The organism is Fictibacillus halophilus (genome assembly GCF_016401385.1).
GTDB classification, from domain to species: Bacteria; Bacillota; Bacilli; order Bacillales; family Fictibacillaceae; genus Fictibacillus; species Fictibacillus halophilus.
This window is the reverse complement of the sequence record NZ_JAEACF010000001.1, coordinates 1,494,690-1,514,395: the sequence shown is the minus strand read 5'-3', so window position 1 is coordinate 1,514,395 and position 19,706 is coordinate 1,494,690. Positions and strand designations below refer to the sequence as shown.

At 37.9% G+C, this 19,706-nt stretch carries 20 protein-coding genes and 2 riboswitches; of the genes, 12 read left to right on the top strand and 8 right to left on the bottom strand.

Going from position 1 to position 19,706, the window contains the following annotated elements; all coding sequences use genetic code 11:
• Nucleotides 1–46: 46 nt before the first annotated feature.
• Nucleotides 47–907, bottom strand: a complete 861-nt coding sequence (locus I5J82_RS07835; RefSeq protein ID WP_233096428.1) for a TVP38/TMEM64 family protein — start codon at nt 905–907, stop codon at nt 47–49.
• A 277-nt stretch (nt 908–1,184) separates the two neighbouring features.
• Between I5J82_RS07835 and I5J82_RS07830 the strand changes: the two genes are divergently transcribed.
• The 3 genes from I5J82_RS07830 (at nt 1,185) to I5J82_RS07820 (ending at nt 2,156) form a co-directional block, all read left to right on the top strand.
• The gene (locus I5J82_RS07830) at nt 1,185–1,466 is read left to right on the top strand and encodes a hypothetical protein (RefSeq protein ID WP_198767376.1); all 282 of its coding nucleotides are present in this window, start codon (nt 1,185–1,187) and stop codon (nt 1,464–1,466) included.
• A gap of 99 nt (nt 1,467–1,565) precedes the next feature.
• Nucleotides 1,566–1,937, top strand: a complete 372-nt coding sequence (locus tag I5J82_RS07825; protein WP_198767375.1) for a YunG family protein — start codon at nt 1,566–1,568, stop codon at nt 1,935–1,937.
• A gap of 33 nt (nt 1,938–1,970) precedes the next feature.
• The gene (locus I5J82_RS07820; protein WP_198767374.1) at nt 1,971–2,156 is read left to right on the top strand and encodes a hypothetical protein; all 186 of its coding nucleotides are present in this window, start codon (nt 1,971–1,973) and stop codon (nt 2,154–2,156) included.
• A 129-nt stretch (nt 2,157–2,285) separates the two neighbouring features.
• Here I5J82_RS07820 and I5J82_RS07815 read toward each other — a convergent pair whose 3' ends face one another.
• The gene (locus I5J82_RS07815) at nt 2,286–2,885 is read right to left on the bottom strand and encodes a TetR/AcrR family transcriptional regulator (RefSeq protein ID WP_198767373.1); all 600 of its coding nucleotides are present in this window, start codon (nt 2,883–2,885) and stop codon (nt 2,286–2,288) included.
• 250 nt (nt 2,886–3,135) lie between these two features.
• Here I5J82_RS07815 and I5J82_RS07810 point away from each other — a divergent pair, with 250 nt between their 5' ends.
• The 4 genes from I5J82_RS07810 (at nt 3,136) to I5J82_RS07795 (ending at nt 9,097) form a co-directional block, all read left to right on the top strand.
• Nucleotides 3,136–5,550, top strand: a complete 2,415-nt coding sequence (locus tag I5J82_RS07810) for an efflux RND transporter permease subunit (RefSeq protein WP_198767372.1) — start codon at nt 3,136–3,138, stop codon at nt 5,548–5,550.
• A 202-nt stretch (nt 5,551–5,752) separates the two neighbouring features.
• On the top strand, nt 5,753–6,295 hold the full coding sequence (locus tag I5J82_RS07805; protein ID WP_198767371.1) for a competence protein ComK: 543 nt from the start codon (nt 5,753–5,755) through the stop codon (nt 6,293–6,295).
• Between the two features lie 350 nt (nt 6,296–6,645).
• Nucleotides 6,646–8,190, top strand: a complete 1,545-nt coding sequence (locus I5J82_RS07800) for a malate:quinone oxidoreductase (protein ID WP_198767370.1) — start codon at nt 6,646–6,648, stop codon at nt 8,188–8,190.
• Nucleotides 8,191–8,314: 124 nt separating this feature from the next.
• The gene (locus tag I5J82_RS07795) at nt 8,315–9,097 is read left to right on the top strand and encodes a class I SAM-dependent methyltransferase (RefSeq protein ID WP_198767369.1); all 783 of its coding nucleotides are present in this window, start codon (nt 8,315–8,317) and stop codon (nt 9,095–9,097) included.
• 37 nt (nt 9,098–9,134) lie between these two features.
• On the opposite strand, the gene I5J82_RS07790 is transcribed toward I5J82_RS07795, so the two are convergent.
• The 3 genes from I5J82_RS07790 to I5J82_RS07780 are packed head-to-tail and all read right to left on the bottom strand — an operon-like array spanning nt 9,135 to nt 10,424.
• On the bottom strand, nt 9,135–9,689 hold the full coding sequence (locus I5J82_RS07790) for an NUDIX hydrolase (protein ID WP_198767368.1): 555 nt from the start codon (nt 9,687–9,689) through the stop codon (nt 9,135–9,137).
• Nucleotides 9,668–9,871: a hypothetical protein gene (locus I5J82_RS07785; RefSeq protein WP_198767367.1), complete on the bottom strand. Its 204-nt coding sequence runs from the start codon at nt 9,869–9,871 to the stop codon at nt 9,668–9,670. Before I5J82_RS07785 ends, I5J82_RS07790 begins: the two co-directional genes overlap by 22 nt.
• A 4-nt stretch (nt 9,872–9,875) precedes the next feature.
• The gene (locus I5J82_RS07780) at nt 9,876–10,424 is read right to left on the bottom strand and encodes a GNAT family N-acetyltransferase (RefSeq protein WP_198767366.1); all 549 of its coding nucleotides are present in this window, start codon (nt 10,422–10,424) and stop codon (nt 9,876–9,878) included.
• Nucleotides 10,425–10,512: 88 nt separating this feature from the next.
• Here I5J82_RS07780 and I5J82_RS07775 point away from each other — a divergent pair, with 88 nt between their 5' ends.
• Together I5J82_RS07775 and I5J82_RS07770 are read left to right on the top strand one after the other, a co-directional pair.
• Nucleotides 10,513–11,916, top strand: coding sequence for a bifunctional metallophosphatase/5'-nucleotidase (locus tag I5J82_RS07775; protein WP_198767365.1), 1,404 nt, complete (start codon nt 10,513–10,515; stop codon nt 11,914–11,916).
• 145 nt (nt 11,917–12,061) lie between these two features.
• Nucleotides 12,062–12,580, top strand: coding sequence for an LURP-one-related family protein (locus I5J82_RS07770; protein ID WP_198767364.1), 519 nt, complete (start codon nt 12,062–12,064; stop codon nt 12,578–12,580).
• 109 nt (nt 12,581–12,689) lie between these two features.
• On the opposite strand, the gene I5J82_RS07765 is transcribed toward I5J82_RS07770, so the two are convergent.
• From I5J82_RS07765 to I5J82_RS07755, 3 genes are read right to left on the bottom strand one after another with little or no spacing between them, the layout of a single operon-like run.
• Nucleotides 12,690–13,769 carry a Ger(x)C family spore germination protein gene (locus I5J82_RS07765; RefSeq protein WP_198767363.1) on the bottom strand — a complete coding sequence of 360 codons (1,080 nt, stop codon included), beginning with the start codon at nt 13,767–13,769 and terminating at the stop codon, nt 12,690–12,692.
• The gene (locus I5J82_RS07760; RefSeq protein ID WP_198767362.1) at nt 13,762–14,856 is read right to left on the bottom strand and encodes a GerAB/ArcD/ProY family transporter; all 1,095 of its coding nucleotides are present in this window, start codon (nt 14,854–14,856) and stop codon (nt 13,762–13,764) included. The genes I5J82_RS07765 and I5J82_RS07760 overlap by 8 nt, the downstream gene beginning before the upstream one ends.
• 15 nt (nt 14,857–14,871) lie before the next feature.
• A complete protein-coding gene (locus I5J82_RS07755; RefSeq protein WP_198767361.1) occupies nt 14,872–16,377 on the bottom strand; it encodes a spore germination protein in 1,506 nt (501 codons plus the stop codon).
• Nucleotides 16,378–16,537: 160 nt separating this feature from the next.
• Nucleotides 16,538–16,661, top strand: a riboswitch (SAM riboswitch).
• A 118-nt stretch (nt 16,662–16,779) separates the two neighbouring features.
• Here I5J82_RS07755 and I5J82_RS07750 point away from each other — a divergent pair.
• The 3 genes from I5J82_RS07750 to modB all read left to right on the top strand — a co-directional run bounded on the left by I5J82_RS07750 (nt 16,780) and on the right by modB (nt 19,681).
• Nucleotides 16,780–17,586, top strand: coding sequence for an alpha/beta hydrolase (locus tag I5J82_RS07750; protein ID WP_198767360.1), 807 nt, complete (start codon nt 16,780–16,782; stop codon nt 17,584–17,586).
• A gap of 47 nt (nt 17,587–17,633) precedes the next feature.
• Nucleotides 17,634–17,754, top strand: a riboswitch (SAM riboswitch).
• Nucleotides 17,755–17,883: 129 nt separating this feature from the next.
• Entirely contained in the window at nt 17,884–18,705 is an 822-nt protein-coding gene (locus I5J82_RS07745; RefSeq protein WP_198767359.1) for a MetQ/NlpA family ABC transporter substrate-binding protein, read from the top strand.
• Between the two features lie 316 nt (nt 18,706–19,021).
• Complete coding sequence (gene modB, locus I5J82_RS07740) at nt 19,022–19,681, top strand: molybdate ABC transporter permease subunit (protein WP_198767358.1); 660 nt, start codon at nt 19,022–19,024, stop codon at nt 19,679–19,681.
• Nucleotides 19,682–19,706 lie beyond the last annotated feature (25 nt).

The window sequence follows — 19,706 nt, the reverse complement described above, 5'->3', positions numbered from 1 at the left end:
GCTGCTTCCTTTAGAACGATATGTTCTTTGGGAGCAGCTTTTCGTATTAAGCCTTTTCCTTCTGTCTCACATTCTTCTTAATCAACGTTGTCACGATAAATGCAACTCCCGCAATGATTGAAGCATACACCATCAATTCAGTCGTTGTTAAAGAGAAGATCTTCGCTAGTTCCACGGAGTAAGCAAAGATTGTAGAGGTGAACAGCTTCGATAGTGCTGCAATAATAAAGAACCGTCGAAACGTAACCCCGCCAAGTCCTGCTCCAATACAAATGATTTCGTCCGGTAAAATTGGAATGATAAACATAATAGCTAAAAAGAGGACTTCATTTCTCTGTACATAAGTTTGGTACTTTGTGAGGTGTTCTTCTTTTACAAACCTTGAAACAATGCGCTGTCCACCAAATCTTGCGATGAAATACATCATGATGATTCCAGCTAGTGTTCCGAGAAATCCTACGAAAATCGCTGTGAACGGTCCAAATACAGCACTAGCTGCAGCAACCGTTACGACTTCAGGCAGAGGCAAGATGATTGGCTGTGCGAAACAAATAGCTAAGTAGATGAATTTGGCAGCGGACTCATTTAACTTTAATAAGTTTTCAAATCCGTACATGTCTGTTAGCACTAACAGTTTTGTCACGTAAAAGATAGCAAACACGAACATGCTGACGGCAAAGAAATAGAGCGCGATCAGGCGAGTGATTTTTAAGGATTGCAGATTACGTTTACATAAAAAGAGTAAGTCAAAAGTTACGATACCGATCGCAAGCCCGATGCCGATCAATTTAAAGATTGGCTGAATGGTCGGTAGCAGCATGATCAGGGTTACAAGGGTTAATGACGTTAGTGTAATATGCAGCAAAAGTTCAAGTGTAAGTTGTTTTCTGGTAAAAGTGTCTGTCATAACTTATCTCCGTTCGTAATGTCTTTATAGTATTATTTTAGATATAAAATGAAGACACAGACAGTTTCTCCAGATGTAATTTGAATAAGACTTGAGATGTATTAAAGCGTAAAACAGCATTATGAAAGCGAGTGAATGAGCGTCATTCATTGGCTTTTTCTTTTGGAAAAGAATTAAAAGGATTGTAAATTTTACATAAAGTTTACTATATAGACTTCACCACTTCATCACATTATAGTAAAATGAAGTTTCCCTATTCTTGAATAGCAGGTGAATTATGTATAAGCTGGAAGATAAGTATTATGACAACGAGAGAGGTTATATTTACATACCAATTCGCTGGAGAGAAGAGTTTGCGATTAGCAATGGATCGATCGTAGGCATTGATTGTGAAGATGATGTCATTATCATAGATAAAAATATGACGAGGGAATTTACTCAGAAAATCAGTAAAAGAGGTGCATTAACGATCCCTCTGGAACTGAGACAAAAGTTGAAGCATAAAATTTATAGCATATACATCATACATTCTGAAGAGAAAGTGATTTTGGCGGTTTAATAATAAAAATAGGCTGTTTTCGTAACCCTAGTTGCTTTTGGATGTGGTAGAAAAGTCTTTTTATAATGTCAAAAAAGTTTATTTCGATTGGAGGAATAAATGTTGCTAGACGAAAGGATTCAAACGTTAAAGAATCAATTGCTTAGAGCATGGTCCATTGAGACAAGCTCCAAATGGACGAAAGAGAATCCAGCCAGAGGACAATGCGGGGTAACAGCGCTTGTGGTTCAAGATCTGCTAAATGGAGATATTGTAAAAACACCACTAACGGAAGGGTGGCATTTTTACAATGTGATTGAGGGAAATAGATATGATTTTTCAGATTCACAGTTTGAATCTCCGATTCACTATGAAAATCTCCCATCCAACAGGGAAGAAGCCTTCAGTGATACGAATACCTTACAATACAATCATTTAACACAAAGTCTCATAGCATTGATTAAGAAGGATGGCAGCCCAACTCAAGGGTAGTGCCTCTTTTTTATGGAATGATGGTTTGAATAGATGGAGGATCTTAGAAAACTGGAACTGACTTATTTTTTGGGCTTCACCACTGGGGCAGTAATCGGATTCATTCTTGCTAAAGTTTATCAAACATGGGCGATCCTTTACGAAATCAGGGGACGTGAACTGGATTCTTTAATGAACTGGAAATATTATGGCAAACGGTTAATGGAAATCCGGGCATAACCACTTTAATTGTTACGTTGCTTTTTAGTGCACATTTATTTACCAAGATCGATGAACCTTATTATTCAGATCGTAATGCAGAAATCATGGAAGCCAGTGAATGATGATTATTCTTTGGCTTTTTATAATTTAGTATTCAACATCAAATATGGAGGCTGGACCGTTAATGAGAAGATTTGTAATTTGCTCCGCCATGTACTCTGAAGCATACATCATATCGTTCTTCAGCCACCAAATGATAACGCCAAGTATGGCTGAAGATAAGTAACTGATAAGAATTCCTTTAGGTACTTCCTTTTTTTGAGAAAGGTTCAGATTTTCATACTCTGCTGTAAATTTGTTAAAGAAAAATTGTGTCAATTGTTGAGTGAAGTTCGGTGTGTCATGACTCGAAAGCATTGTTTTAAAAAAGGTTTGTTCTGAACGTATCGCATCAAACACATGAATAAGCATCTGTTTCAGTTCTTCAAGATTCAGTTTGTTATCACGAAAATGAAAAGATGGCTGTATAAGTTCTGAGAGCTTCGTAAGTGTTTGATCTGTCAATTGGTCTAATAAATCGTATTTGTCTTTGTAATGCAGATAAAAGGTACCTCTGCCAATCGTTGCTGTATCTGCGATATCTTGAACAGTTATCGATGTAAATCCTTTTTGACTGATTAGTTCTAGGAAAGCATCCCTAATTAACTTTTTTGTTCTTATAATACGAAGATCATGTTTTTCGGACATGCTCAAATCCCTCCTCATCTAGAATGTATCATACTATCAGACAGTATGTTCAATAAAATTTATTGAACAAATATCGTCATTTTGTACAAGATCATAAGAAAATTTTACAAACAAAGTTCATCTGTATGCTATCATACACTTTCTCTTTTTTTGGACATTGAGTAAAGCTTCACTATCTCCTATTATTTCCTTAAACAACCTGTTTGATAATGAACAGTTTGTTCAGTTTAGATAAATGGAGGAATAATAGATGAGTAAAGGATTCAACTTTTTAGCGAAAAAAATTACGCAAAGCCCCAAAAAGATCATTTTCCTTTTATTACTTTTCACTTTGGTAATTGGGTTTGGTGTGACGAAAGTTCAAGTTGATCTTGGGCAGGGGACGATGATCTCTCATAAGGATCCAATCTATAAAGCTACAGAAGAATATCATGATGAATTTGGTAGCGATACCCTGTTCATCCTGCTTTCAGGTAAGCAAGGTGATTTATTATCAACAGATAATCTCTCTGCAATTAACAAGCTTCAGAGTGAATTAGTGAAGAAGAAGGAAATTCAATCTGCATTCAGCTATTACAACATGATTGAAAACGGGACAGATCAAGCAACAAAAATACAGATGAAGATGAAAAGTCAACTGCAAGAAGCGGTTGAAAAAGCCGTTCAGGAAGCTGCAGCAAGAGGTGCAACTCCTGCACAGCAACAAGATGCAGCTCAGAAAGCGCAAATTGCATTTATGAAGAAGGTAAACGAACAGTCAGGAGCAAATCTTACCTCCTTACAAGCAGCAGGGGCACCATCTCTTCAAAATGAGAAGTTTGTAAAAGGGCTTGTATTAGACAAAGACGGAAATGTAAACGAAATGTTCAAAACGTTTATGCCACAAAACGGAAAGCACGCCTTAATCATTATGAAAGTAGAAGGGGGCATTCCCTATAGCGAACTTTCTGATTTAACAGAAGAAGTAAGTAACATGACAAAAGAAGCAGGGTTCTCAAATCTCGATACTAAGATATCTGGAACACCAAAGATTTATGGAGCAATCTACAATAGCATGATGAAGGATATGTCAATCATGCTTGGCCTTTCACTAGTGTTGATGGCAGCCATACTCTTTATGGTTTTTCCTGTTAAATGGAGACTCTTAGCACTTCCGGTTGTGCTTTTGTCTTTATTCTGGACGATTGGAATCATGGGCTATATCGGAGTTCCGATGAGTATGGTTACAATGGCGATTTTGCCCATCTTAATCGGTCTTGGGACGGATTTTGCCATCCAATTTCACAACCGTTATGACGAGGAATTAAAAGCTGGGAAGCCTGTAAAAGAAGCTATTCTGCAATCCATTCAGAAAATGGGGCCAGCTGTTGGAATTGCTGTATTTTCGATGACACTTGGTTTCATAACATTACTTATTTCAAAAGTCCCAATGATTCAGCATTTCGGAATCATGCTTTCTGTGGGGGTTATCGTTTCCTACACCGTCACCCTGTTGTTGATGTATGCCGTATTTATGTTGCGTGATCGTAAAGTTACACCAGAAACCGTTTCCACCCCAAGTAAAATGGAAGGTTTCATGGAAAAAATAGCTACATTAACTGTGAAGAAACCTATACTTCTTTTAGCAATAGGTGTGTTGCTTTCAGCTGGTGGATTTTATATAGACCACTCGCTTAAGATCGAAACGAATATTGAGAAATTGATGCCGCAAGAAGCCCCAGAGTTAAAAGAGTTAAATGAACTACGTAAGATTATTGGTTCGACTAACGAGATTTCTTTTATTCTTAAATCCGGTGATGTAACCGATCCGAGAGTGGTTAAATGGATCGCAGATTATGAGGAACAACAGCGGAAAGCTCATCCTGAAATTGAGACAGCAACAAGTATTGCATCCATTATGAAACAAGCAAACAAGGGGGAAGTTCCAGAAACAAAAGCTGAGATTGAGAGCATCTTGGCACAAGTTCCAGATGAATTAAAAAGCAATATTTTATCAAAAGACAAAGAATCTGCAGCTGTTTCTTTTACGATTGGAAATATCGGAATGAAGGAGCAAGCGGATCTGCTGAATCATATCGAGAAAGATATCAATCCTCCATCTGGAGTGGAAATGAAGCCAGCAGGCTCAAATGTTATTAACATTAAATCAGTGGGATCGATGACTGAAAACCGTCACTTATCTGCAGGTATTGGAGTTATTGCGATTATCGCCGGGCTAATGCTAGCTTACCGAAGATGGAAAATGGCGATGTATCCAGTTCTACCAATTGTGCTTGTTGTAGGCTGGTCCTCTCTTATGATGTTTCTGTTAGGTATTGAGATCAACCCATTAACGGCTGTACTCGGCTCACTCGTTCTTGGTATCGGAAGTGAGTTTACCATTCTTATCATGGAACGCTATCAGGAAGAGCTCGAAAACGGTCTATCCCGTGAAAAAGCACTAATCAAATCGATTTCTAAAATAGGAATGGCGATTACGGCGTCGGGATTAACGGTTATGGCAGGGTTTAGTACACTTATCTTTTCTGAATTTGTGATGCTGCGATCGTTCGGAATCACGACCGTATTTGATACATTCTTATGTTTGATCAGCTCATTGTTCATTCTTCCGGCAATTATTGTTTTGACTGATAAACGAAAGAGCGCTTCAGAAATGACAAAATAAATAAAGGAAGCGGGTGAAGAAACGAATCTTCACCCGCTTAACTTATAAATAAACAAAATATTATGAAAATTATTGGTGAAATATGTAGATGCGTGTTTTATTAAATGGTAAAATATTACTATATAGTATGAATCTTAGGGAAATTTATACTATGGAGGTTAAGGTTATTGGGGAATTTAAAAAACATTTTAGGAGGTTATGAATGAAGCGTAGAATTGTGCACGAAAAATTGGATAAGTATTTAATAACGAATAAGACCATTGCCATTCATCCTTTTATTAATCAATGGGGAAGAGTTTGTGCTGAAATTTATGAAAAAGACGCCGTCATCCTTGTTGAGAAAAAGCCTTTTCGAGTCATCAAAGATTCCTGTCCGTACTATGGAAGTACATACGATGGCAAGAAAGATGCAACACAAATAATTTTGGGGAGGATGTGCTTTCCTCCGATTATGATTGATACGAAGCTTGATATATTCTTTTTTCCCACGAAATCACCACGAAAAGACTCCTGCATTTGGCTTTCACAGCCACACATTGACGATATTATATCCATTGACCGGAAAAAGGTTAGAGTAATCTTCTCAAACGGAATGGACCTACCTATTGAAAGTACCTCCCGAGCCCTTAAAGGCAAACTCCATCGTGCAGCTCATTATAGAAGTGTACTAATCAATCGAACAAATCGAAGTCTAGAAAAGGATAGAGAAGAAAGTTTAGAAAGCAGTGAACTAATTTTTACGTGAAGCATTTTTTCGAACAGGAGCGCCTGATGAAGAATTACAGGCGTTTTTGTTGTGCAATTTAGTTAGAAATACATATATACTTGTGCATTCTTCTGTAAAAAACTTTAACTAACACCTTTGTAAATACTGATGTCGAAAGAGTTTGGGCACACTATTCATATAATTATCACTTTTTATCGGCTTTCAAATAATTTATAATTATCATATAATAAAGATATTAAAGACTTAAATATTAGTAATACTAGTTGATACGGTTTTCATGAAAACAGGAAAAGCAGCTACCAAGTTGTCTCTATATGTATGAGACAATGGCTTTTTACTGTAAATTTTAGGTGAAAAGGTTGATAATGATGAGCAACAGAGAAACGAACACAGACGTCCTTTTAATCGGCGCTGGAATCATGAGTGCTACATTAGGGACGATCTTAAAAGAAATAGCTCCAGAAATGAAAATTAAGGTATTTGAGAAACTTGATAAAGCAGGAGAGGAAAGTTCAAACGAGTGGAACAATGCTGGAACAGGGCATGCTGCACTTTGTGAACTGAATTACACATCGGAAAAACCAGATGGCTCTATAGATATATCGAAAGCGATTGAAATTAACGAACAGTTTCAAGTGTCTATGCAGTTTTGGTCTTATCTTGTAGATCAAAAGTTGATTCGTAACCCAGAAGACTTCATCATGCCTTTGCCACATATGAGTATGGTTCAAGGGGAAAACAATGTAGCCTTTTTAAAGAAACGTATGGAAGCGCTAACAGAGAATCCTCTTTTCCAAGGGATGGAATTCTCAGATTCTCCAGAGAAATTGATGGAATGGATTCCTTTAATTATGGAAGGCCGTTCGTTAAATGAAAGTATCGCAGCTACTAAGATTGATTCAGGAACTGATGTGAATTTCGGCTCACTCACTCGCATGTTATTTAGTCATCTTCAAAATAAGAATGTAGATGTTAAATACAAACATAGCGTGGAAAACTTAAAGCGTACTTCCGACGGCTTATGGGAACTAAAGGTGAAAAACCATAACACAGGTTCTATTGAACGCCACACAGCGAAGTTTGTATTTATCGGCGGTGGAGGGGGAAGCCTTCATTTGCTTCAAAAATCCGGTATTCCTGAAGGAAAACATATCGGTGGATTCCCAGTAAGCGGAATCTTTATGGTATGTAAGAATCCTGAAGTGATTGACCAGCAGCATGCAAAAGTATACGGAAAAGCTAAAGTCGGTGCTCCACCGATGTCCGTTCCTCACCTAGATACGAGATACATTGACAATAAGAAATCGTTGTTGTTTGGACCGTTCGCGGGATTCTCACCAAAGTTCTTAAAAACAGGATCGATGCTCGATTTAGTGACTTCTGTAAAACCTAATAACGTGTTAACGATGTTAGCCGCTGGTGCTAAAGAAATGTCATTAACCAAATACTTGATTCAGCAAGTATTATTGTCAAAAGAACAGCGAATGGAAGAATTAAGAGAGTTCATCCCAACCGCTAAGAGTGAAGATTGGGATCTCGTCGTAGCAGGGCAACGTGTTCAGGTTATCAAAGATACTGAAACTGGCGGAAAGGGAACACTTCAGTTTGGTACAGAAGTGATTACATCTGCTGACGGTTCGATCGCTGCATTACTAGGCGCATCTCCAGGAGCGTCAACAGCTGTTCACGTTATGTTAGAAGTACTGAACAAATGTTTCCCTCAAGATATAGGAAAATGGGAACCGAAAATTAAAGAGATGATTCCTTCTTATGGCCAGCGATTAATGAACAACCCTGATTTGTTGAAGAAAGTTCATGCTTCTACAGCACGTACACTTAAACTTAATGCGAAAGAACCTACTTTAGCTGATTTTTCGCAAATAGAAAATACATTTTTGCATGAAAAGATTTAGACTTGCTATTCGAAAGAGCCTTACTGAAAGGCTCTTTTTGCTTTTCTTTTGTCATTTATGAAGGAGTTATCTACCTTTTTAAGGAATGTTTAGTATGACTATATAAAGTTTAGGAGTTTTGAAGATGAATACCGTTAAACACAATAGCAGGGCATGGGACAAAAAAGTTGAAGATGGTGTGATCTATACGAAGGCTGTATCTAATGATGTTATTGCAAGAAGTAAAAGAGGAGATTGGAGTATTACCGTTACAACAGAAAAATCTGTTCCTAGACATTGGTTTCCAGAATCGTTGACAGGACTGAAGGTTCTTTGTCTTGCTTCAGGTGGAGGACAACAAGGTCCTGTTTTAGCGGCAGCTGGTGCAAACGTTACTGTTATGGATATCTCTAAGAAACAGTTAGAAAAAGATGAGATGGTGGCAAAAGAAAATAATTTGAGTTTAACGGCCATTCAAGGAGATATGTGTGATCTTTCTATGTTTAATGAAGGTGAGTTTGACTTGATCGTTCATCCTGTAGCGAACTTATTCGTTGAAGATATCTCTCCCGTTTGGAAAGAAGCGGCACGCGTGTTAAAAGACCAAGGCGTTCTCATATCTGGTTTTACGAATCCATTATTGTTCATTTTTGATGATGAAGAAGATAGAAAGGGGAACCTTGTTGTAAGAAACAGAATTCCTTATTCAACCCTTGATTCATTGTCTGAAAAAGAGAAAGCTGCATACCTTAAGGCTGATGATACGGTAGAATTCGGCCATACGTTAGAGGATCAAATACAAGGACAGATTGATGCCGGCTTTGTGATTACAGGACTATATGAAGATGATTTTGGCGGAAGAAGACCAATTGATACATACATTAAAAGTTTTGTAGCAACACGCGCGGTTAAGATTAAGTTTAACTAAAGACAGGAGAACTAGCTTAGGGGTAAACAAAACTAAGCTAGTTTTTTTCGTTTTCGGAAAGAAAGTTCTTTGCTAAATAATAAGCGCTTACTGTAAACAACTGTGTAATTTTTTTGTCATTTATTAATCTTTCCATATCAGTGAAATGAAAGACCTTAGTAGTTATGACTTCATTATCATCTAGACTTTGAGAAGTTGACTGAAACGCATCTAAGATAAGGAACGTTATGACCTTGTTGGTCTGAGTAGCGGGATTCACCATGAATTCTCCAAGTAAGATTGGCTTTTTAAGGGATGTAAAACCTGTTTCCTCTAAGACTTCTCTTAAAATACCTTCTTCATAAGATTCATTTTCTTCGATTTTTCCAGCAGGCACTTCTAAAAAGAATTCGTTACCGGGATACCGGTATTGTTCGACAAGCACAATCTGATTTTCTTTAGTAAGAACAACTGCATTTAACCAATCTGCATACTCATGTACGTAATAGCTATCAATTTTATTTCCGTTGGGCAGCTCACAGCTATCTTTTCTTAAATGACCAAAAGGGGTTTGGTAGACATATTGTGACTTTATAGTTTTCCATTTTCCCAAGAAGCTTGCTCCTCCTCATGATTTGCTGATTGCTTACGTAAAAGTTCTAACTCGCTTTTTATTGTGGACAGTTCAGTACGTATATGCATGAGTTGTTTAGAGTCATTCATTCCAGTTCTTACAGCAAAATAAATAACGAAAAATAAAATGAGATAGCCTGATAACGCTAATAGAATCTCCAAGTTCTTATATCCTTATTGGAGAAGATTCCCACTCTTCTCGCAGAATGCCCATCCTGATTGAGTCATAATACTCTCCGTTATAATAACGGCATTTTCTCAATCTGCCCTCCATTTTCATGCCAATCTTCTCTCCAACTTTAATCATTCGCTCATTTCCTGACCATGTTGTATAACCGACACGAACGAGTGGAAGTGTGTTAAACAAGTGGTTGATCCATAGAATAATAGCTCTTGTACCGTATCCACCACTCCAAAAGTTAGGATTGTAGATACCTATTCCGATCTCTAACCAGCGTGAAGGCTCGTGTTCCCAATAATAACTTACTGTTCCGATCAACTCACCAGCTACTTCAATAGCCCAACGTTGTTCATGATTGACATAGTGATCTTTATTCCACATAAATTCATCAAAGGGAATGTGTTTGTGTTCAAAGTATGGAGCGTCCCATTTTTTCCATTCTGGTGCTTTTTCTTTATAAATGAATTCCCAAAGCTTGGGTAAATCTCCAACAATGATCGGTCGAATTCTTAACTCGTTATCGTGATATGACATTCCAATCCTCCATATTTTTTGAACAATTGTTTTCTAATTTATGATACCATTATTTGTAAAGGTAGACTTATATAAATTTGGGGGAAATATGAAGCTGAAAATCATACATACGAACGATCTTCACAGTCATTTTGATAACTTTGCAAAATCAGTAACTCTGATTCATCAGCATAGAGATGAAAACACTTTACTTGTTGATGCAGGGGATTTTGCAGATTTCAAAAGCATTGAACTTCAAGGAACAAGAGGCATGGCAGCGGTTGAGCTCCTTGGTGCTGCTGGCTATGATTTATTGACGATCGGCAACAATGAAATGTTTAATGGGGCAGACACGTTAGTGCATATGGCAACTCAAAGTTCAGTTCCGTTTATCAGCAACAACCTTTTCAGGAAAGACGAGACGACGATTCCTGGTGTTCGTTCGAGTGTCATCCTTTCTAAAAACGGACTTCGAATATTCGTAACCGGAGCATCACCTGACTTAGGTGCTTTTAATGAGGGTCTAGGATTTCATAGCGAAAACTATATCATCGCCATCGCAGAGGAATTGGAGCGTAACCGCGGAAAATACGATCTGTGCATCCTTCTAAACCATGTTGGAACGGTAGCGGATATTGATCTAGCAAAAGAAATTTCCGGTATTGATATCATCGTGTCCTCACATGATCACGTCCTTTACCAAGAAGCGAAAGTAGTCAATGATACGTTCATCGTAAGTGCAGGAAACTTTGGTGAACATATTGGAGTATTAGAAATTGAAGTAAACGGATCACATAAAACGCTTTTACAATCTGCCGTTTATAGCACAAAAGACTCCAATCCAGACGAAGAGATTCTTTCGATTCTTAAAAAAAGTAAAAAAACGGCTATTGAGATTTTAGGGAAACCGTTATATCTGATTGATGAACCTTTATGGCATGATGTGATCAGTGAAAATCCGATCACAAACCTTATCGCCGATGGTTTAAAAGACATGCTGAACACCGACATAGGCTTGATAAACAGTGGGATTGCAAATGCAGGAATCTTTTCTTATGTTTCTGATAAGAAATTGATAGAGATCTGCCCATCTCCACTAAACCCAACATCCTTTGAGATTCAAGGGAAATACATAACAGAAGCGATTCAACAATCACTTGATGTTCAACACTGCTTACTAGATGGAAGAGGGCCTGGCTTCAGAGGGAAGTATGTGGGGGGATTGCATATTTCAGGTGCAGAAGTTGTTTATGATGGATTAAAAGTGGTAGAAATGAGGATAGGCGGTGAACGATTAGATGAAGAAAGATGGTATTCCGTTGCTTCATCAGATTATCTTCAACGGGGGTCAGGCTATCCATCTCTTGCTCACAACCGAAACGAGTTTTACCGACCAGAAGAGATCAAAGAGGTAATTAAAATTTATGCCGACAAAACTGAGTTTGTAAAGAACGCTTTTGATAAGCGGGTGACTAAATTACTAAATACAACAGAGATTAGAGGGTTAAGATGATGGAATGGTTAACTTTTATTATGGCTGCGACAGCTTTTATATTTGTGTTTCAAGAAATAGAAAAGCGAAAGAAGATTGAAAAACGACTTCAGCAGTTAGAGGAACAACAAAAATAAGCGCGATCTTGATTATGGGAGTGGTCGTTATGGAAAGATGTGTGTATTTTAAGGATACCTTTTTCTCGTCAGGCAAAACGGATATTTACAATGGCGAGCAACAGAAACGGGGAATGCTTGATTTAAAAAGCGCATTTTCTTCAGGCGTAAGTATTGAGGATGAATCAGGAATGGTCGTCGTTGAAGGCGGTTTTCCTTTCTTATCAGGAAAATGGGTCATTAAGCAACCAGATGGTAAGGAACTCGGCGTGGTGAAATCTTCATTTGCCTTCTTCTCTAAAAAGTATCGTTATTTAACAAAGGATCATACATATGAAATTGAAGCTCCTGCTTTTTCAAAGGAATATATCATTTTAAATGAAAACAGAACTGAGATTGCGACTTTCAAGAAAATAAATGGATTTTTCCAAGCTTCTGCTTATGAGTTAAAACACAACTCAGATGTTTTATTAACAGAAGAGCTAATTGCTGTAGTTATGGGAGTAAACGCAATTGAAAAACGGAACCAGTCTTCTGTTAATCCCGGGGCAGGAGGCGCTGGGAGTTAAATTCGTTCATAAAAAGAAGCTTTCTGCTCAACGGAAAAAAAGGCTGAGTAGAAGCTTCTTTTTGTGGGAGACAACAGCAAGAAATGGGATTCATGAACACGAGATTACATTATTCTGTAATCCCTGCTTGAGTTATTTCCACACGAACTTTTACGTTGATTGGAATATCGGGGTACTGCTCGTCCCAGCGTTTGAAATTAAATCCTCTTGTTCTGCTCCGTGCCAGATCACCTAATCCGATCGTATCAACCTTCGATTTTTGAAGCTTTTTTACGATCTTATTGGTTCGTTTATTCATAGCTTTTTCAGTTGCACTCTCAAGCTGTTCGATTAGCGACGGATCGCTTACAGGAATGTTAGGCGCTTCACTTACTCGCCCTCTCACTTTAACAAAAATGTCCACTGATGGAGAGCGTTTCACGTCTTTAAAACGATATTCTACTTTTGATGACAGATTTTGAATCGTAAAAAATTGATCATTCTTAAATTTCACTTCATAAATGCCTTTTTCAAAGGGTTCCATGAGAAGCTTTAAAAGAAAGGAATCTTCAAGTTTTAACTGTCCGACCATCTTGTCATCTTTTAACAGAGCTGTCCCTATTACTCTTATTCGATCTGCTTGCTTCTCTAAGAGTGGAAGGTTGGGATCCATCCCTTTTCCGTAATACGTATACAAAAAATCATGTAAGTTTGACTTTGGTATGTTCGCCTGCATATTTTGATCAAGAAGCTGTAGCAGGTACTTAGAAGGTGTTTCACTAAGGGGGTATCGTTGTTCCAACAATGTTTTCGTACTCCCTAAAACGACACCCATATATAGGTCTCGACCTAACGATGGATCACGCTGAAGTGTATCAACCAAATCGTAGATACCTTTTTCGGCTAATTGATCGTTATATAGAGCAATTTCTAATCGCCCGATTTCAAACGGTTTTGGCGATTCAGCTTGTTCCAATGCTCTAGCCATCTTGCTTGTATTCGTGGTTGCCGTGAATACTTGTGAGATCGGCGGGACATCTTCACCTCGCTGAGGAATGGCTACCATCCCGTTCAACTCAACTTGATTATTCGATTTATAATCATATCCAACTGCTGAAACGAGCTGCACGTCTTCTAGAATTTTTTTACTCGGAAAGCAACCGGTTAAAAGAATTAAAGTGAAAATGATGAGCAGTTTTTTTTTAGCCATTTTTTGCTTTCCTCACTTTTCCTGAAATCAGTTGGATAACAAATAAAAACGGAATATAGGCATAAAGAATATAAAAACCAATCTGTGACACTTTTGTATTTAGTATGTCTACTTGTTGCCGGTCAACGACTAAGATGCTACATATGAAAATAACGAAAAGCATTGTACGTAGCGCACTTTTTTGCTTAATTTTGTATAGACGGTGAATACCACGGCTGACTGCCCATAAGCCAATACAAAGGTTAGGAAGAATAACGAATAGCCAAAGTGCGATGCCTGCATATTCAAATCGCTGTGCGAAAGGTAGATCGACAATCTTCCACAGTGTTAACGTCGCCCAAATCGTATGTTGAAGCTGTTCTTGATTAAAATATACGAAAGAAACGAATACAGTTATGAGGTAAGTGAACATTGTAAACAGATTCCCAAAGTGAGCCCACTTTTGAGATTTTTCTGGTTGTTTCAAAAAGGGCAAGTATAACAAGATCAGCTCAAATCCTAAATAATCCAGAGTGACTCCTTTTGTTGCAGCCATCAGTTCGGTAAATGAATGGTCTAAAATGGGTAAGAGATTTGTATAATGCGCATGTTTAAGTGCGTAATATTTTAATAAAAATAAAGGAAGAGAGATAAAAAAACCTAATACGGACAGTCCTGCTACAACCCGGATTCCTCCAATGACATAGGAATAGGCTAATCCTAACAGTATAAGGGAAATAATCGGTGTACCTAGTTCAGGAAAGACCCAGATTTGAATCACTTCAATATACGTTCTAAGTACAGTAAGAATTGTAGAACTGAAATAAATCAAGAGAAGAAAACTTAATACACCGCCGATCCATCTGCCGAATAAGTTTTTATGTACGCCAATGATATCAGCGTTTTCTTTTGAAAGGATGCGATAGATCATCCAGATCAACACATTAAATGAAAGACCTCCGATGATTACGGAAATCCATGCATCATGGCCTGCTGATTTAGCGATATAACGCTCAAATCCCAGAATACCTACTCCAATCTGCATCGTTGTAACCATATAAAAAGCCATATAAGGTGATATCTGCTTGTTTTCACTGATCTGAGACATACATACCCCTCATTTTTAGTCCTCTATGTCATGCTTTGCTTTTGCTCGCTTTTTATTCATTCTTGCTTTATCCTCTGGTCTTAATAATGATGGCCGGGTATTTTGCATACTAAACGGCATTCTTATAAGTGCATCCTTTAAATCGTTTGTACGAAGCGGGTATATTGGTGCAATGTAAGGTCTACCAAGAGAAGTTAGCTTCAACAGATGAGATATTATAAATGCAAAACAAATCGCAACACCAAGTACTCCTAGGAACTGTGCAAACAATAAGAATGGAAAACGAAGTAAACGAATGGTGTTACCCATCTGATACACGGGTGTTGTAAAAGAAGCGAGTGCCGCTAAAGCAACAATGATCAACAGAACGTTGCTCGTTAATCCTGCTTGTACCGCTGCGGTTCCAATAACGATACCTCCAACGATCCCAATTGTCTGACCGACTTTAGATGGCAGCCTGGCTCCAGCCTCACGTAGCAACTCAATGGATAGCTCCAAAACGATAGCTTCTAGTATTGGCGGAAAAGGAATATCGTTACGGGAAGCAACCAATGTAGCTAATAAATTCTCCGGAATCATCTCATAATGAAATGTTAATACAGCTACATACAGAGGTGTTGATAACACGGAAAACATAACAGCCATCAATCTGATCAAACGAAAGACGGAAGCGAGAATCCAATTCAAAAAATAATCCTCAAATGCCGAAAAGAACTCTACGATGGTAGTTGGACCAGTCAACGCATGTGGAGATCCGTCAGCCATAATCGCTACTTTACCTTCGGATAACACACTTGCTACTCGGTCTGGCCGCTCTGTATCTATTAGCTGGGGGAAAGGAGAGTTCTCATTGTCAGATATCATTTGATTGATATAAGAACTGTCTACAACATGGTCATATTCGATATCATTAACACGCTGTATTGCCGTGTTCACATTTTCTTCATCAGCAATTCCCTCGATATAAATGATCGCTACCCTTGTTTTTGAGAGTTTGCCAACTCTTACTTCCTTAACCGTAAATTCAGGAATGGGTAATCTTTTACGAATAAGGTTTAAATTCGTATCGAGTGATTCAACAAATGCTTCTTTTGGTCCTACTACGCTGAATTCAGTTTCTGGGATTGAAATCTGTCTGTTTTCGGTAGATAAACTAGGAACCAACAAACCTTCTGCATCTTCCTTATTCATTTGAATAAGAATATAGCCTTCTGTCACTTTGTTAGCAATGTCATGGATCTCATTCGTTTTTACCATTCCATCTAACGGCAGATGCTTTTGAATATCATCTAAGCTTTTTAGAGGTTTTTCTGTTATATATGGTAATAAATCACGATGTACAAATTCAGGGTTTACAAGGGTTTTATAGTACGAGATATAGAATGTACTGAGAGATGATTGCTTAACAGTAGAAAAGTCAGCTGAAGCCGTTAGCTTTTTCATTAGTTCAGGGAATGTCAATGTACCTTTTGTATGGTTGGATTTTGATTCTGGTTGTTTTTTTTTCTTAAAAAATCTCATTGAGATCACCCGTTCTTTATTCCGTCATGTAATATTACATTTTTTTTAGCATTTCCTCGTCACTTAATAATATTCTGTAGGGAATTCTGATTAGGACTCGTTATTTTCATTGACATCAATTAGCAAGTAGCCTATGATTATCCTTAAATTAATAATCTAACTCTTATTAAGAGCAGGCGGAGGGACTTAGCCCAATGAAGCCCGGCAACCATCGGCGAAACATAAACTTTGTTTTGACCGAAACGGTGCTAAATCTAACAGCAGTTTTTGCTGAGAGATGAGAGAACGAACGGATTGTATGTATGAAACCGTGTTCTCTAATTGAACATGGTTTTTTTGTGTTGATATCAATGGGTAATTACAATGACAGCTATCTCAATAAATAGAAAAGGAGTGGGTAATATGGTTACATCGGATTGTATATGGTGGAAGGATAGAAAATTGGCTCACACCATTCATTTCCCTCATGAAAATGGAGTAGGTGAAAAGAAGTTACCGTTAATCATTATTTGCCACGGTTTTACGAGTACACGGATTGGAGTAGACCGCCTGTTTGTTAAAACAGCTCAGGCACTCGTTGAACTTGGGTTTGCTGTATTGAGGTTTGATTATGCTGGATGCGGTGAGAGTGAAGGGGAATATGGAGAAAATGAGTTCGCTTGTTTTATTGATCAGACAAAGGAAGTGATTTCATATGGAAGAAAACTACCTAACATTGATCAAAACGCAATAACGCTAATCGGTCATAGTTTAGGCGGTGCTGTTGCGGTATGCACTGCAGCAGATGATGAAAGAATTAATAATGTGATCACATGGTCTGCTGTAGGAAATCCATTTGAAGAAATTAAAGAAATAGTTGGCTACAACGGCGAGCATCCCGTAATTGATCATTTAGGTTATACCATAACGGAAGAATTTTTACTTTCTCTTCAAGCTTATTCACCATTAGAAGACATCAAGCAGTTTAGTGGGAACGCGCTGTTCATTCATGGAACAGGTGATCAAGTTATTTCTTCAAGTTATTGTAAGGACTATTATGAAGAATCAAATAAGCGAAATGAAGGTGTCAGTGAAATGATACTTATAGAAGATGCAAATCATACGTATTCTTCTATCAGGCATTTTGACCAGCTCATCACTACTACTTCTGATTGGTTATTAAAATTTGTTACTACTTCGGTTCAGAATAGTTTGAAAAAAAGTGTTTGACATTAATCGAGATATCTGTAATAATACAAAGTAATTTGATAGGAATACTCTTATTAAGAGCAGGTGGAGGGAATTAGCCCTATGAAACCCGGCAACCATTTACATTGTACTTAGTATCAATGTGAAAACGGTGCTAAATCTAACAGTGGTCACACTGAGAGATGAGAGGAAAATCGGATTTTTTCGAGAAGCCTTCTGTCTCTTTCATGAGCACAGGAGGCTTTTTGCATGCCGAAACTTTATATAAGAATTCTTAACAAAGAAAAATTTAGAAATTAGGGGATAGGGGATCGAAACATGAAAAGGATCGTTCAAGTTTTACTCGCAAGTTTGGCAGTATTCGTATTAGCTGCGTGTGGCTCATCGACAAGTGGTGGAGAAAAAACAGAAAAGCTTGTAGTGGGAGCATCTAACGTACCGCATGCTGAAATTTTAGAAGAAGCGAAGCCGCTTTTGAAGGAAAAGGGAATTGATTTAGAAATAGTAAAATTCCAAGACTATATCTTACCGAACAAGTCGCTTTATGAAAAAGAAATTGATGCAAACTATTTTCAGCACATTCCATATTTAACACAGCAAGTAAAAGATAACCCAAAATACAAGTTTGAAAATGCTGGTGCGGTTCACCTCGAGCCGATGGGTGTTTATTCAAAGAGACATAAATCACTAAAAGACATTCCAGATGGCGGGAAAGTAATCTTAAGTAACTCAGTTGCTGAGCACGGTCGTATCCTTTCAATCTTTGAAGCAGAAGGTCTAATCAAACTAAAAGAAGGAAAAGGCTATGAAGCACAAATAAGTGATATTGTAGAAAATCCGAGAAAACTAGAGTTTGTGGCAGACATCGATCCAGGACTATTAACAAAGGCATATGAAAACGATGAAGGCGATGCGATTGTTATCAACACTAACTTCGCAATCGATGCAGATTTGAACCCTAAGAAAGATTCAATCGCCTTGGAAGGATCTGAATCACCATTCGCAAATATCATCACAGTGCGTGAAGGTGACAAAGAGAAGAAATCTATTAAAACGTTGATAGAAGTACTTCACTCGAAAGAGATTACTGATTTTATTGATAAAGAATACAAAGGTTCAGTTCTAGCTGTTAAAGAGTAAAGAATAATCAGCTGCCTAGATGGGTGAATCCACTCATCTAGGCAGCTTTTCTCATATATGGATGGTTTCTTAGGCAGCGGGAGAGCACCTTTATACAACATTAAGTCTAAATAAGAAAAATTAAGTCTTAAAGAGGAAAATTAGTTCATATTCGTCATCAATTAAGTCGTTTCAGACAGGAATTGAGTCTAATTTCAAACATAAAGGCCGTTCGACAATTTCGAATATCTTTCATCTCCATCAAAGTTTGATGTGATATGATGAAGACGGATAAATTCAGCATTATAATCATTGTGTTAAGCGGGTGGAAAAGGAAATGGCAACTGATTTTTGGTCACCTGTCACATTATCACTCGGTATAGCGGTGACAGCTTCATTAATTGTGGTTCTAGCAGGCATATTTTTGGGCAGAATCATGGCTCATCAGAAATTTAAAGGAAAAATGTTGATTGAAACAGTATTCTTACTTCCACTCGTACTACCCCCAACGGTGGTAGGATTTTTGTTAATTGTTTTGTTTGGTCGAAATGGTCCAGGAGGACAGCTAGTAGAGTGGCTCTTTAACCAACCGATCATGTTTACTTGGTGGGCAGCCGTTATTGCTTCTGCAGTTGTTGCATTTCCACTCATGTATCAATCCGCAAAAGCGGGTTTCGAATCAATTGACTTAGACATTGAGAACGCAGCGCGTGTAGACGGGGCGAACGAGTGGGATGTTTTGCGGAAAATCTCTGTTCCACTATCTATTAGGGCAATCACGTCAGGTGCTATTCTGAGTTTTGCTCGCGCGTTAGGTGAGTTTGGTGCTACTTTAATGTTTGCCGGAAACATACCAGGAAAAACACAGACGATATCCACTGCCATCTATATCGCGATTGAATCTGGAAATATGGATCTTGCTTGGATGTGGGTAGGGAGTGTTATCGCGATTTCATTCCTCATGCTGATCGCTGTTAATCGAATAAGGACTTATTGAAGAAAGAACCCGAAAAAAATGGGTT

Coding starts and splice junctions, on each gene's coding strand:
- I5J82_RS07810 (WP_198767372.1), top strand. CDS start 3,136: ATGAGTAAAGGATTCAACTTTTTAGCGAAAAAAATTACGCAAAGCCCC.
- modB (WP_198767358.1), top strand. CDS start 19,022: ATGGCAACTGATTTTTGGTCACCTGTCACATTATCACTCGGTATAGCG.
- I5J82_RS07815 (WP_198767373.1), bottom strand. CDS start 2,885: ATGTCCGAAAAACATGATCTTCGTATTATAAGAACAAAAAAGTTAATT.
- I5J82_RS07820 (WP_198767374.1), top strand. CDS start 1,971: ATGGAGGATCTTAGAAAACTGGAACTGACTTATTTTTTGGGCTTCACC.
- I5J82_RS07825 (WP_198767375.1), top strand. CDS start 1,566: ATGTTGCTAGACGAAAGGATTCAAACGTTAAAGAATCAATTGCTTAGA.
- I5J82_RS07755 (WP_198767361.1), bottom strand. CDS start 16,377: ATGAGATTTTTTAAGAAAAAAAAACAACCAGAATCAAAATCCAACCAT.
- I5J82_RS07800 (WP_198767370.1), top strand. CDS start 6,646: ATGAGCAACAGAGAAACGAACACAGACGTCCTTTTAATCGGCGCTGGA.
- I5J82_RS07795 (WP_198767369.1), top strand. CDS start 8,315: ATGAATACCGTTAAACACAATAGCAGGGCATGGGACAAAAAAGTTGAA.
- I5J82_RS07805 (WP_198767371.1), top strand. CDS start 5,753: ATGAAGCGTAGAATTGTGCACGAAAAATTGGATAAGTATTTAATAACG.
- I5J82_RS07830 (WP_198767376.1), top strand. CDS start 1,185: ATGTATAAGCTGGAAGATAAGTATTATGACAACGAGAGAGGTTATATT.
- I5J82_RS07780 (WP_198767366.1), bottom strand. CDS start 10,424: ATGTCATATCACGATAACGAGTTAAGAATTCGACCGATCATTGTTGGA.
- I5J82_RS07760 (WP_198767362.1), bottom strand. CDS start 14,856: ATGTCTCAGATCAGTGAAAACAAGCAGATATCACCTTATATGGCTTTT.
- I5J82_RS07835 (WP_233096428.1), bottom strand. CDS start 907: ATGACAGACACTTTTACCAGAAAACAACTTACACTTGAACTTTTGCTG.
- I5J82_RS07770 (WP_198767364.1), top strand. CDS start 12,062: ATGGAAAGATGTGTGTATTTTAAGGATACCTTTTTCTCGTCAGGCAAA.
- I5J82_RS07750 (WP_198767360.1), top strand. CDS start 16,780: ATGGTTACATCGGATTGTATATGGTGGAAGGATAGAAAATTGGCTCAC.
- I5J82_RS07765 (WP_198767363.1), bottom strand. CDS start 13,769: ATGGCTAAAAAAAAACTGCTCATCATTTTCACTTTAATTCTTTTAACC.
- I5J82_RS07745 (WP_198767359.1), top strand. CDS start 17,884: ATGAAAAGGATCGTTCAAGTTTTACTCGCAAGTTTGGCAGTATTCGTA.
- I5J82_RS07775 (WP_198767365.1), top strand. CDS start 10,513: ATGAAGCTGAAAATCATACATACGAACGATCTTCACAGTCATTTTGAT.